Source organism: Microcoleus sp. AT8-A3 (genome assembly GCF_036705675.1).
GTDB lineage: Bacteria > Cyanobacteriota > Cyanobacteriia > Cyanobacteriales > Microcoleaceae > Microcoleus.
Genome location: NZ_JAUBVD010000036.1, coordinates 403 through 13,886 on the forward strand (window position 1 = coordinate 403; position 13,484 = coordinate 13,886).

Below are 13,484 nucleotides of genomic sequence, written 5' to 3' on the forward strand. Positions count from 1 at the left end.
AGTTGGACTTGTAGTCGGTGTGGGAGTTGGACTTGTAGTCGGTGTGGGAGTTGGACTTGTAGTCGGTGTGGGAGTTGGACTTGTAGTCGGTGTGGGAGTTGTAGTTGGTGTGGGAGTTGTAGTTGGTGTGGGAGTTGTAGTTGGTGTGGGAGTTGGAGTTGGTGTCAGAGTTGTGGTGAATGTAGATGCGTTGTTGCCTGGAGTGGGGTCAGCGGTAGTTGAGGTACTTCTGGCGGTGTTGGTGACGCTGCCGGATGCAGGTGCGATGAAGCGGACTGTGTTGTTGACGGTGACACCGCTGGCTAAGCTGGGAACGGGCGCGAAGGTGACTATACCTGTAACCCGATCGTAGACGCCGCCGTCGGAGGGGATGACTCCTGTTAAGTCGGGAAGGATGGTGTCGGTAATGGTGACGTTTGCGGCTGTGCTTGGGCCGTTGTTGACTGTGGAAATTGTGTAAGTAACTACTTCACCCGGTGCAGCCGCCGCAGTCCCGGTTTTGGTGGTAACAACGTCGGCACTAGGTGTCAGAGTTGTGGTGACTGTAGATGCGTTGTTGCCTGGAGTGGGGTCAGCGGTAGTTGAGGTACTTCTGGCGGTGTTGGTGACGCTGCCGGATGCAGGTGCGATGAAGCGGACTGTGTTGTTGACGGTGACACCGCTGGCTAAGCTGGGAACGGGCGCGAAGGTGACAATGCCTGTATTGGGATCGTAGACACCGCCGTTGACTTCTGTTGCGCCCCCAACGATGCTGTCAGTAATTGTGATGTTTTCCGCTGTGCTTGGGCCGTTGTTGACTGTGGAAATTGTGTAAGTAACTACTTCACCCGGTGCTGCTGCCGCAGTCCCGGTTTTGGTGGTAACAACGTCGGCACTAGGTGTCAGAGTTGTGGTGACTGTAGATGCGTTGTTGCCTGGAGTGGGGTCAGCGGTAGTTGAGGTACTTCTGGCGGTGTTGGTGACGCTGCCGGATGCAGGTGCGATGAAGCGGACTGTGTTGTTGACGGTGACACCGCTGGCTAAGCTGGGAACGGGCGCGAAGGTGACAATGCCTGTAACCCGATCGTAGACGCCGCCGTCGGAGGGGATGACTCCTGTTAAGTCGGGAAGGATGGTGTCGGTAATGGTGACGTTTGCGGCTGTGCTTGGGCCGTTGTTGACTGTGGAAATTGTGTAAGTAACTATTTCACCCGGTGCTGCTGCCGTAGTCCCGGTTTTGCTGGTAACAACGTCGGCACTAGGTGTCAGAGTTGTGGTGAAGGTAGCCAGCGGATCAGTGCCGTTGTTGTTTTCAGGAAAAGGATCTGGGGTAGCTGAGGTATTTCTGGCGGTGTTGCTGACGCTGCCGGATGCAGGTGCGATGAAGCTGACTGTGTTGATGGCAGGAGGAGCACCGGAAGGCAAGCTGGGAATCGCTGGGAAGGTGACACTCCCAGTCTCTGCATTGTAAACAGCGTCGTTGGGTAGACTAACTATATTTAAACCGGGAACAATGCTGTCGGTAACGGTGACGTTTGTGGCTGTGCTTGGCCCGTTGTTGACTGTGGAAATTATGTAAGTAACTGTTTCACCCGGTGCAGCAGCCGCAGTCCCGGTTTTGGTGGTAACAACGTCGGCAAGAGCAGCAACAATTGTAGTTGAGACTTGAGAGATGGGTTGGGAACTATTGTTGTTAGCTAGATTTGGGTCGAAAGTGCTGGATGTGCTATAGGCAGTGTTGGTTAAGGGAGCTGTGACTGTTGGGGAAACTGTGGCTGTGATGGTGCGGGTTTGGCTAGCACCGTTAGCCAGAGTCGGAATCACCGGCCAGATGACCGTCCTCGTTGTGGGATTGTATGTGGCGAGGTCGGAGGCGCTGACGAAACTTAAGCCTGCAGGCAGGGGATCTTGAATCAGGACGCTTTCGGCGCTGTCTGGCCCGTTATTTGTGGAGGTAATCGTATAGGTAATGGTGCTGTTGGGTGTGGCGAACAGCGGGCCTTTTTTAACAATGGAAACGTCGGCGCGGAGTGCAGGCTCATCTATACTTTGGACGATGACATTGTTAACTTCGTGAATGTTTGTGTTTCCCCCTGTCGAAGCAGCAAAGCCAAATTTAAAAGTACGTGGCACTTCTCCGTTTAGGGCTTCCAAATTTGGTATGTCGATCGGTGTTTCGCCCGCATCATTAAAGTCGCCGTCGCCGGTCAAATCGAAGGCAACTGTAAGACGATGGTTAGGTGTTGCTGAACTCGTCGGGAATAATGTAATTTGGACGCTTCTTTTAGTATTAGGAGTAGTGCGACTGGGCGCCATTGTATTATCTATACCAATGGCAATGGGAGTGCTAGTTAAAAATTTATAAGATGTGTTTTCGCTGCCTCTAATTCCTAATGAATCCGGCCTCTGCCCCGGGCCGCCCACACGCCCTCCCGATCCTGATTGACTGGCAGAAAAAAAGCCAAACTCGTCTAATCCGATACCTAAATAACCTCCTTTAATACCCGGTACAATTCCATCCCTATTATTCTGAGCATAGCCGAGAGAGCCGCCAAAGCCTCCCGCTTGTGTTGGCGTAGCTGTTCCGTCAATGAGGAAAAAACTAATGCCATCCGCACCAAGGAGCTCACCATTCGGATCAGGGACAGTACCTCTGTTATAGGCAAAGAAATCAAAGGTAATTCTCAGACCCTCAGTGGCGGAGATGGGGTTGTTGTAGATTACAAAAGCTGCTTGGTCAAAGGCGTTTGATGTTAATCTCAAAGCACCGGATCCGGGTGGATCGACTGGCCCTCCGACTACACCGGGAATAACGCCGGGGCCGGTGCCTGCGGTTAAGCCAGGAGGTGAACCCTCCGTATTATAAATCCAAGGCCCGATCGCTGTTGGATTTTTAAATTCTTCAGCCGCTAAGGTAGCCAGGACTGATGTGTAGCCTTCTAGGACTTCTTTTTCAAAGGCTATTTCGGTATTTATTTGTCCTGTAGTAATTTCTAATTCCCAGTCGCCGCCTAATGCTGCACTCCCTGTTAGATTGTTGGAAGCTGCAACATTTGCTCCTGTTATTTGGCTGAGTTTTTGTATGAATTTTAGACCAGATTCCCCTGCGCCTGTGTTGCAACTTAACAGCAGAATACTACCTGTTTCGTTGAGAGCTTTACCCCACTGCTGCAATTGGCTGGAATAGGTTTCTATATTGTGAATATTGAGTTCGGCCCGGCCGATTTCTACTGATGCTGATGCGCCGTGAGCAACTATTTGAATGCTGTTGAGGCTGTGCCTTGATGCTGTTATTTCGGCAATTTGTTCGATTCCATCCCGGAATCTATCGAGCAGGATTACTTCTGTATCGCTTTTCACTCCCCTGAGCAACTCTTGGTAGTTTTCTACTTTTGAATCCACAATCGCTAGATTTTTTCGGCTAGCCGTCTCTGCTTTATGGCTAGCTTGTCTCAAGATTTTAGTTTCCATGTTGGTAGATTTCCGTGTTTGTGTAGATGACAAAATTGACAGATTTGGGATGGTTCTTATTGTTGGTTAATTTGGTTGCTAAATCTAAGCTACCCCTTTTCATAGAGGATGATAAACTTTGCAGTATAAAGTTTTGAAAAATATTTTTTTTAGGATATATAATATTTTCCTGTATTTGTTATTTGTGATGTTAGGCAATCATTAGAGAGGAATTGCAGCGATCGCCCTTGGATGTCCTGATGCGACCGATCGCTGCCAATCATAACATGAATAAGGGGTCACAGCCTTCATATTAGCCAAAACCCTCTATTTTTGGGAAAAATGATATCAGGTCTAACGTTAGTTACATGGTAAATTACTTACGGATTTATCAGTACAAGGGGTCTGACCCCTCATGCCGCTTTTCTGAGTCTGGTGATATCGAGGCTGGCTCAGGATCGCGAATTAAATAACTTACAATTTTAATTGTTATTGTGGGATGGGCCTGAAAGCCCGTCATGAGTGGACGGGCTATAAGAGCCCATCCCACTTTCAAGAGTGGAAGTTATTTAATTCTCATTCCTCAGACAGCTTGAACTGTAAATATACTGAAAATATTAATTTCCTAAAAATTGGCAGATTTTGACTTTGAGGTGCGATCGCTCTTGAAAGTTGAGAGTACGGCATTTCTAGAGATTTATACTTATACTACTTTGGGGTGCAGTAAACTCACAGCCATGTAATAATAGCAACTTAAAGCTACAAAATTTAACAAAAAAACCTTGACAAATTATATATGTTAATACCAGGATTGCGGTGACAAAAAAGAACGATCGCCCTTGAATTCAAAAAGTACGATCGTCCTTTACACTCTGTTTATATCTAAATCATCAAACTGCGTCGATCGCACCCTCTAACGCCGCTTGCTAAGCGTCAATATCGAGTTCCCGCACTAAAAAAGCCCATTCATCAGCCAATTCTTCAATCACTTTCGCAGTGGGTTTGCCGGCACCGTGTCCCGCTTTCGTTTCAATCCGAATTAACACGGGATTTTCTCCCGCGTGGGTTTCTTGCAAAGCAGAAGCAAACTTGAAACTGTGGGCCGGAACCACGCGATCGTCGTGATCGGCAGTTGTAATCATTGTCGCTGGATAAGCCGTTCCCGGTTTGAGATTGTGCAAGGGAGAATAGCCGTGAATTGTGGGAAATTCTTCGGGATTTTCCGGCGAACCGTATTCAGAAGTCCAAGCCCAACCAATGGTAAATTTGTGGAAGCGCAACATATCCAAAACGCCGACAGCCGGCAGCGCTGCACCGAACAATTCCGGCCGCTGAGTCATGCAAGCCCCTACTAATAAACCGCCATTGCTACCGCCTGCGATCGCCAATTTTGCAGGTTTGGTATACTTGTTTTCGATCAACCATTCAGCGCCAGCTATAAAGTCATCAAACACGTTTTGCTTGTTCAACTTTTTGCCTGCTTCGTGCCATGATTCGCCGTACTCGCCGCCTCCCCGCAAACAGGCGATCGCATAAACTCCACCCATCTCTAACCACACTATCCTGCTAACAGAAAAACTCGGAGTTAGCGAGATACCAAAACCACCGTATCCGTAAAGGTAGGTGGGATTATTGCCATCCAACTGCAAGCCTTTCTTGTGGGTGATAAACATGGGTACTTGCGTACCGTCTTTGCTTGGGTAAAATACTTGTTTTGTTTCGTAATCGTCTGGATTAAAATCGACATTTGGTTGGCGATAAATCGTACTTTCATCCGTCACCATATTGTAGTGATAGATGATGTTAGGTGCGGTGAAACTGGTGTAAGCATAAAAAGTTTCGGTGTCGTGCCGCTTGCCGCTGAATCCTCCCGCCGAACCGATTCCGGGCAAGGCAACTTCTCGCACGAAAGAGCCATCTAAGTTGAAAATTTTAATCTGGGTGTAGGCGTCTTTCAAGTAGGAAGCGACAAATTGATTGTTCAGGAGGCCTATGCCTTCGAGGGTTTCTGCTGCTTCGGGGATAATTTCTGTGAACCCCCCCTCTCTGGGCGACGGGGGAGTTTCATCACAAGCGAGGGATGAGGGAGGTGGGTTGTTGGTGTCGATCGCAATTACGCGGCCCAGCGGTGCATTTAAGTTTGTTTGAAACCAGAAAATAGAGCCCTCATTGTCGATGAAACTGTACTCAGCCTCGAATTCGCTAATCAGTTCTACAACGGTTGATTCCGGTGCAGTTAAATCCTTGTAGAAAATCAAGTTTTTGGTTTCAGTTCCCTGCCAAACAGAGATAATCAAGTATTTGCCATCTTCGGTGACGCCGCCGCTAAATCCCCACTCTTTTTGGTCGGGTCGCTCGTAGATTAATACGTCTTCAGATTGGGGCGTGCCGATTTGGTGGTAAAACAGTTTTTGGTAATAGTTAACTTCTTCGTGCTTGCTTTTTTCGTTGGGTTCGTCGTAGCGACTATAAAAAAAGCCTTTGCCGTCGTGAGTCCAGGATGCTCCTGAGAATTTAATCCACTTTAAATGGTCTGATAAATCTTCGCCGGTTGCCACATCACGGACTTTCCATTCCTGCCAGTCGGAACCGGAATTTGACAAGCCGTAGGCCATGTATTTGCCGTCTTCGCTGATAGCTATTCCACCCAGAGCAACGGTTCCATCTTCGGAGAGAGTGTTGGGATCAATTAATACTTTGGGTTCGCTGTCGAGGGATGTTAAAGTATAGAGTACAGATTGATTTTGCAGGCCGTCATTCTTGTAGTAGAAATAGCGCTCGCCTTCTTTGAAAGGTATGCCGTATTTCTCGTAATCCCAAAGTTGAGTTAGGCGCTGTTTGATTTTTTCCCGCGCCGGAATTTCGTTGAGGTAGGCAAAAGTGACTGCGTTTTGGGCTTCCACCCAAGCTTGGGTTTCCTCAGAGTCGGGATTTTCCAGCCATCTGTAGGGGTCGGATACTTTGACGCCGTGGTAGTCGTCTGTTTGGTCGATTTTGCGGGTTATGGGGTAGGTGAAAGGTCGATCGAATTTGGTCATGATTTTTTACTACTATCGGTAACTTTGTCCAGTTTACCCTTTCGCGGCAGTGACAGGGGAGAGTAGCTCAATTTGGGATTTGAAATTTTATCCTAAATCTGGGTTAAATAAGTCAACAACGGCTCAAAAAACAGAAGACCAAAACCCCGACTTCGCAGAACTTGTCGGCGTTATAATAAAGGATTTTTGAAAAACCAATATCGTCAACTAATGAGATATATTAATCTTGTTTTAAGAGCAAAATAGCGATTTTAAATAATGACTACATTCCTCCCGACCTATTTGCTAAGAAATACCTAAAATAATTGTTATCGCATCTCTAATAAGGAATGAGAATTAAATAACTTCCACTCTTGAAAGTGGGATGGGCGTCCCGCCCGTCTTTTTTGGACGGGCGGGACGCCCATCCCACAATAACAATTAAAATTGTAAGTTATTTAATTCGCGATCCTAATCCAACTCCCTCCTTCCTTCCAAAGCACGAGCCAATGTAACTTCATCGGCATATTCCAAATCTCCCCCCATCGGCAAACCAAAAGCTATGCGCGTCACTAGGGTAAAAGGTTTTAATAAGTGACCGATATAAAGAGTAGTAGTTTCGCCTTCCACGCTGGGACTAATAGCAATAATTACTTCCTTAACCTTTTGCTGGCTGACGCGCCGCACTAACGGTTGAATGTTCAATTGTTCCGGGCCAATTCCATCCATCGGCGAGATAACGCCGCCAACAACGTGATATTTACCCATGTATTCCCGCGTTTTTTCTAAAGCGATTACGTCGCGAGATTCTGACACTACACAAATGGTATGAGTGTCGCGGTTGGGATTGCGGCAAATTTCGCAAACAGGGTCAGCAGATAAGTGAAAGCATACTTGACAGAAACCTACTTGCTGTTTGGCATCAATCAAAGATTTAGCTAGGGCTTGCACTTCTTCTTCCGGCCTCTTCAAAATATGTAAAGCGAGCCGCTGGGCTGTTTTTGGGCCGACTCCTGGCAAGCGCTGCAATTGTTCGATTAAACGAGCTAAAGGTCGAGTGTACATTAAAAATTGGCGGTAATTGGTAATATCATTTCTAGTTGATTCGCGATCGTATACAGCACTTTCCAGGTAAGTGAAGTACAGAGAAACCGGGTTTCTTGAATAAAACCGGTTTCTGGCGAGAAATCCAGAAGAAACCCGGTTTCTGGGGTGTACTTTATAAACCTGGAATCCGCTGTAATTTGCGCGATGTAGGGGCGGGTTTTACCAAACATCTATGTTTAAAACTAAGTATATCATAAACCCGCCCCGCCCATACACTGAGGAATATTGACTAATTTACCCTCCACTAATTTTAGCTTTGTAGCCTAACTTTGTGATAATTTCTAGCAGCTTTTGCTTGTGTTCGCCTTGAATTTCGATTTCATTATCTTTGACTGTGCCGCCAGTACCGCATTGGGCTTTTAGCTGCTTGGCTAAAGTTGCTAATGTTTCGGGTTTTTCCTGAAAGCCGCTGATGATTGTAACTGTTTTGCCGCCGCGTCCTTTTCGGGATGCTTCGATTTTGAGGTTTTGTTGATTGGGGGGAACTTCGGCAACTCCCCGTTGGAGGGCGGCCGAGTTGTCAACGTTGCCAAACTCGGAGTAAACTATTCGTTTGCCCTCGGTTGTTTTGCTGTCATAATCTTTGCGTTTGGATGCTGCCATAGGTTAAGATGCTTGAACTTTTTTTAGTGGTATTTCTAGTTTTAGCGGATTGGGGTATGGTTGCGATCGCTCGGAATGCGATCCCATCTTCTACTTATTGTATTAGCCCGTCAATCGATTTTAGATTTTAGATTTTAGATTTTAGATTGAAGGATTGAAGGATTGAAGGATTGACCCCGCGGATAGATTCGGGGGGTAAGTTTCTCGGATACAGGTTTTTTATTTCTGGACGGATGAATCGCGTGGCGGGTATCCTGGATGCTTGATTGTCAAGCGTTCAAGGAATTATAATGAAATTTGTTCGATCGCCTCAAGCCCACAAGCAATTTGGTACGATCGACATCAAGCCTCTAGCTTACCCGCCAATCTAAAAAATCTAAAATCTAAAATCTAAAATCAAATGACTGTTACCCCCCTGCATCTCACCACCGAAACCACCGAAACCACCACTCAACGCCCCGACTCCCTCGGCAGATTTGGTCAATTCGGCGGCAAATACGTCCCCGAAACCCTGATGCCCGCTTTATTTGAACTAGAAGCGGCTTTCCACAAATACCGCAGCGAACCGGAATTTCAAGAGCAACTCCAACAACTGCTCAAAGATTATGTCGGCCGCCCCAGCCCTTTGTATTTCGCCGAACGCCTCACCGAACACTACGCTAAAGCAGACGGAACTGGCCCGCAAATTTACCTCAAACGCGAAGATTTAAACCACACGGGAGCTCACAAAATCAACAACGCTTTAGCTCAAGCATTGCTGGCAAAACGCATGGGCAAAAAGCGGGTAATTGCTGAAACTGGTGCCGGTCAACACGGCGTTGCTACCGCCACAGTTTGCGCTCGTTTCGGTATAGAATGCGTTGTCTACATGGGCGTTCACGACATGGAAAGACAGGCTTTAAATGTGTTTAGAATGCGCTTGATGGGAGCCGAAGTACGGCCCGTGGCTGCGGGTACGGGAACGCTGAAAGATGCGACTTCGGAAGCGATTCGCGACTGGGTGACAAATGTCGAAACAACTCATTACATTCTCGGTTCCGTGGCGGGCCCCCATCCTTACCCGATGATGGTGCGCGATTTCCATGCGATAATCGGTGAAGAAACGCGCGCTCAGTGTCAGGAAAAGTGGGGTGGTTTGCCGGATATTTTATTAGCTTGCGTCGGCGGCGGTTCTAATGCAATGGGTCTTTTTCACGAGTTTGTCGGGGAAGAAACTGTCAGATTGATTGGTATTGAAGCCGCAGGCGAAGGTGTGGAAACTGATAAACACGCTGCTACTTTGACTAAGGGAAGTGTGGGAGTTCTGCACGGGGCGATGAGTTATTTGCTGCAAGATAATGAGGGTCAAGTGATTGAGCCGCATTCGATTAGTGCGGGTTTGGATTATCCTGGTGTGGGGCCGGAACACAGTTATTTGAAGGATGCTGGTAGGGCTGAATATTACAGTGTTACTGATGCAGAAGCGCTGGAAGCTTTTCAGCGGCTTTCGCAGTTGGAGGGGATTATTCCGGCTTTGGAAACTTCTCACGCGATCGCCTATTTGGAGACTCTGTGCCCGCAGCTAACAGGCAATCCGCGCATTGTGCTTAATTGTTCCGGACGCGGCGATAAAGACGTGAACACTGTAGCGAAGGTTCTGAATATCTAGGTTAGCGGAATGTGGGGCGATCGCTCTGTAGGAATCGGTAACAATTAACTTTATTTCTCGTTTGATTTCATGTCCAAAGGTTTGATTTCGATTTGCTTGGGATTGTTGACAATCCTGCCTAAGTGTGACACTTCCATTCCTACGCGATCGCTGCCACAAACTCCCATGAATACTAATGTTGCTTCGAGTGCTATTACTGACTTAGAAAAAGCGGTTAACCAACAGATAAATAAATACCGAGCATCTAAAAAGTTGCCGCCGCTGAGTGTCGATCCGGAAATCACTCAGATAGCAAGAATTCACAGCGAAAATATGGCTAACGGTAAAGTCAGTTTTAGTCACGATGGATTTGAGGGGCGGGCGAAAGCAATTACGATTCCTTATCAAAGTGTAGCTGAAAATCTTGCTTACAATATGGGCTACAGTGACCCGGTACGCAATGCTGTTGAAGGTTGGATTAAAAGTGATGGCCACCGCAAAAATATGGAGGGTCAGTTTAATGTGACCGGTATTGGGGTTGCGAAAAATGCCAAAGGCGAGTATTATTTTACTCAGCTTTTTGTCCGCAGTCGATAATTTGAAGGAAGGCACGACACTGATTCGGACACGGATACACGGATTAATTATCGAGTGTGACGTAGATGCTGAAGTTAGAAGGAAGAGGGAAGAGAGAAGAGGGCAGTCAACAGTCAAAAGTCAACAGTCAAAAGTCAACATTCAAAAATTACTAATAATGGAATTTGCAGATTTTCAAGTGTGCGATGGTGATATTCCCGATTCTCTCTTATCTTATTATTTGACTGCGGAGGCGATCGCCGTTGATACGGAAACAATGGGTTTGCTACCTTGGCGCGATCGCTTGTGTTTGGTGCAGTTGTGCAATCCCGAAGGTAAAGTTGCAGTGGTGCGGATTGCCAAAGGCCAGACAGCAGCCCCGAATTTAAAGAAGTTAATGGAAGCCGAAAATATTGAGAAAGTATTTCATTTTGCGCGCTTTGATATGGCAACAATGCGTTACAATTTAAGTATTGACATTGCACCAGTTTTCTGCACCAAGCTAGCTAGTAAAATTGCTAGAACTTATACCAACAGACACGGATTGAAAGAATTAATTCTCGAACTCGAAAAGGTAGAACTAAATAAAACATCTCAAAGTTCCGACTGGGGAAATGCGACGAATCTTTCTGACGACCAACTAAATTATGCTGCTAATGATGTTCGCTATTTGCTGAGCGCTAAACAAAAGTTGACTGCTATGTTGCAGCGAGAAGAACGCTGGGAAATTGCACAGCAATGTTTTCAGTGTTTGCCAGTTTTTGTGAGTTTGGATTTATTGCAGTACAACAATGTTTTCGAGCACGGCTAATACCATTTTAGATTTTAGATTTTATATTTTAGATTGGGAATGAATGATGACTACCAGGGTTTAGATCGCGGGCATACAGTTGCATTATTTTTTTGAAATTGTATAATATTGTGTCATATTATGTCCGATCGATTGACCATAATATCCCGGCCGGGCGGGTTTTTGAGATTGTCAATTATTGGCAGATATTATTGGTGAACCCGCCCCTACCTGATTTCGGGCGAAGCGAAGCGGAGGGAATCGACCGGACTAGGTATCACCTCGCACAACTGCCATCAAATTGTTTTGTAGTGAAGACTTGAGTTATCATAAAACTCGCTTGGACTTGAGTCCTCACTACAAACGTAATTATTATTATTTGACCAGACTTGATGTGATATCAAATCCGGTAGCATCAGAATTATTCCTCTCTGTATTCTCTCCCTCTGCGTTCTGGAGCGCCCTCTGCGGTTAAATCATTCCGATAAAACCGGAAACGATATGAGTTAAAAAAAAAATCAAAACAGTGATCTATTGCTGATTATGGCTAATCGGGATTATGTTCGTGCAGCAAAGCTTCAATTTGGTCGTCAACATTTCTAATCACCTGTTCCAAAGCGGGCAACCCCTCTAAAGGCACAGGAGAAAGCCGAGTTCGATCGCGAATTTGATTCACTTTCCGCTGCAATTCTTCGGCCAGCCGCAGCGCGTCCCGACTCAAAGTAGACAACTGCTGCTGCTGGTAAAACCTCAAAGCTGCCCCCCGCAAAACTTGCAGAGTGGCTTCTTCCTTGCCACCCACCGTCATTACCCGCAAGCGCAACAGCAAATGAGTGTTTTGGTATATGCGCTCAACTTCGACTTGTTTGGCTTGTTCCACCGGGCCAACAGGCATATCCGTCAGCCGTTTCAACTCATCGATGACCTCTTGGAAAAGCACGATATCGATACCTTCGAGCATCGATTTCAAAACGCCGTCTTGACTCCAAAGAATCCGGCCTTGGGACTGGTGCCGCTCAAAAAACAGGCGGCCGATACCCTCTCGCAGCACTCTACCGAGCAATTCTTCCAGCAGTTGGGGCGCGGGCAAAGTTGCCAAAACTTCGACTGGGCTTGACAAGTGCAAGGCCTCGACATTCAAAACCGATACCTGTGTCGGTGTCGGGGGCACCTCAGCGCTAGCAGGTTTAAACCGCTCAGGAGCGGGCCTTGAGGGTTCTGGCACAGACAGCAGCGTTGCTGCATTGGGGCCTGAAGTTGCTGATGGGGGATTTTTGGGTTTTGGGGCTGCGGCGGTTTCTGTCTGGCTGGGTTCTCGGAGCTGGTTGCCGTGCAGCAAGTAAGCTGAGAGCATCGAGCGCTGAGTTTCCGAGGCAATTGGCTCTGTTGTGACTGAGCAATTCATGTAAGCTAAAATCCGCTGCACGTAGTCCAAGGCGGAGTCATCTTGGGCATCGACTACGCCCAATTTAAATAGATTACCTTCTAGAGATAAAGGCAAAACTTGATAATAAAGGCAAGCTTCAAAGGGGACAACTGTGTCGATTAGGTGAAATATTCGATCAGAGTCCATTGTAGCTGCCGAGTGTGTTGAAGATGTATATACCATTAGCTGCTTTGTAGTTGGAAGCGCGATCGAGCGCGACGCACCAACCTGATGCGATAAAATTAAACGCTGCAACTTCCCTGACGGAGGAAGTGGCCTAACAACCGGAAGCTTTTATTAAATAAAAATCCTTAGTCCCAGAATTTTCTCCCTGCTGTATTGCAGCCTCAAATTCTACCAAAAGATTGAGAGCTAGATGATGACTAGCGCAGTCTAGACCCACTATCATCGATCGCCCGAGATTGATGCCCGTGGCTGGCAACAATAGAATTATGTCTTTAATGCACAAGTATTAGAGATGCACCACAACCGATGATTTACGGGCAACCGCTGAATTTAGGATTGGTTAAAAAATCCTCAAAAGTCGATCGTGCTGCTAGTATCTTACCTCAGAGAGTGGGCTGCGATCGTCTCGGAGCGCGATCGTCATTCGATTTTAGATTTTAGATTTTAGATTTTGGATTGACTTGCGCGAGATAAATTCGGGGGCTTGAGGAGTTGAGATTTTCGATTTTGGATTGATTTGCGCGAGATAAATCACGTAGCGGCTACGATCGAGAAACTCGCTTGTCACGGCAGCGCTACAACATCCCGATCGAGCTAACCTGATTGGACACAAGGGGCATCGCGCGGTTTTCCACGGGGAAACTCGCAGTAATCTGTGGCTGTGCGGGAATTGATTTGTAGCGCGGATTCTGAAAAATGCTACCGCCAATTAACAATTAGCAA

At 46.8% G+C, this 13,484-nt stretch carries 8 protein-coding genes; 3 read left to right on the plus strand and 5 right to left on the minus strand.

Features of this window, described 5'->3' with window-relative positions; all coding sequences use genetic code 11:
• The 4 genes from QUB51_RS19705 to QUB51_RS19720 all read right to left on the minus strand — a co-directional run.
• A partial coding sequence (locus tag QUB51_RS19705) for a DUF4347 domain-containing protein (protein WP_333262411.1) occupies positions 1-3,450 on the minus strand: 3,450 nt, incomplete at its 3' end.
• A gap of 905 nt (positions 3,451-4,355) precedes the next feature.
• Positions 4,356-6,467, minus strand: a complete 2,112-nt coding sequence (locus QUB51_RS19710; protein WP_333262414.1) for a prolyl oligopeptidase family serine peptidase — start codon at positions 6,465-6,467, stop codon at positions 4,356-4,358.
• A 450-nt stretch (positions 6,468-6,917) separates the two neighbouring features.
• Positions 6,918-7,511: a recombination mediator RecR gene (gene recR, locus QUB51_RS19715; RefSeq protein WP_333051368.1), complete on the minus strand. Its 594-nt coding sequence runs from the start codon at positions 7,509-7,511 to the stop codon at positions 6,918-6,920.
• Positions 7,512-7,787: 276 nt separating this feature from the next.
• Complete coding sequence (locus tag QUB51_RS19720; RefSeq protein WP_333210938.1) at positions 7,788-8,156, minus strand: translation initiation factor; 369 nt, start codon at positions 8,154-8,156, stop codon at positions 7,788-7,790.
• Between the two features lie 400 nt (positions 8,157-8,556).
• On the opposite strand from QUB51_RS19720, the gene trpB reads away from it, so the two are divergent.
• The 3 genes from trpB (at position 8,557) to QUB51_RS19735 (ending at position 11,170) form a co-directional block, all read left to right on the plus strand.
• Positions 8,557-9,804 (plus strand): tryptophan synthase subunit beta, encoded by a 1,248-nt coding sequence (trpB, locus tag QUB51_RS19725; RefSeq protein ID WP_333262417.1) that lies wholly within the window; start codon positions 8,557-8,559, stop codon positions 9,802-9,804.
• 69 nt (positions 9,805-9,873) lie between these two features.
• Entirely contained in the window at positions 9,874-10,380 is a 507-nt protein-coding gene (locus tag QUB51_RS19730) for a CAP domain-containing protein (protein ID WP_333051374.1), read from the plus strand.
• Between the two features lie 157 nt (positions 10,381-10,537).
• Positions 10,538-11,170 carry a ribonuclease D gene (locus tag QUB51_RS19735; protein ID WP_333262453.1) on the plus strand — a complete coding sequence of 211 codons (633 nt, stop codon included), beginning with the start codon at positions 10,538-10,540 and terminating at the stop codon, positions 11,168-11,170.
• Between the two features lie 526 nt (positions 11,171-11,696).
• Here QUB51_RS19735 and QUB51_RS19740 read toward each other — a convergent pair.
• Positions 11,697-12,722 (minus strand): hypothetical protein, encoded by a 1,026-nt coding sequence (locus QUB51_RS19740; RefSeq protein ID WP_333051376.1) that lies wholly within the window; start codon positions 12,720-12,722, stop codon positions 11,697-11,699.
• Positions 12,723-13,484: the final 762 nt, after the last annotated feature.

Coding starts and splice junctions, on each gene's coding strand:
- QUB51_RS19710 (WP_333262414.1), bottom strand. CDS start 6,467: ATGACCAAATTCGATCGACCTTTCACCTACCCCATAACCCGCAAAATC.
- recR (WP_333051368.1), bottom strand. CDS start 7,511: ATGTACACTCGACCTTTAGCTCGTTTAATCGAACAATTGCAGCGCTTG.
- QUB51_RS19720 (WP_333210938.1), bottom strand. CDS start 8,156: ATGGCAGCATCCAAACGCAAAGATTATGACAGCAAAACAACCGAGGGC.
- trpB (WP_333262417.1), top strand. CDS start 8,557: ATGACTGTTACCCCCCTGCATCTCACCACCGAAACCACCGAAACCACC.
- QUB51_RS19730 (WP_333051374.1), top strand. CDS start 9,874: ATGTCCAAAGGTTTGATTTCGATTTGCTTGGGATTGTTGACAATCCTG.
- QUB51_RS19735 (WP_333262453.1), top strand. CDS start 10,538: ATGGAATTTGCAGATTTTCAAGTGTGCGATGGTGATATTCCCGATTCT.
- QUB51_RS19740 (WP_333051376.1), bottom strand. CDS start 12,722: ATGGACTCTGATCGAATATTTCACCTAATCGACACAGTTGTCCCCTTT.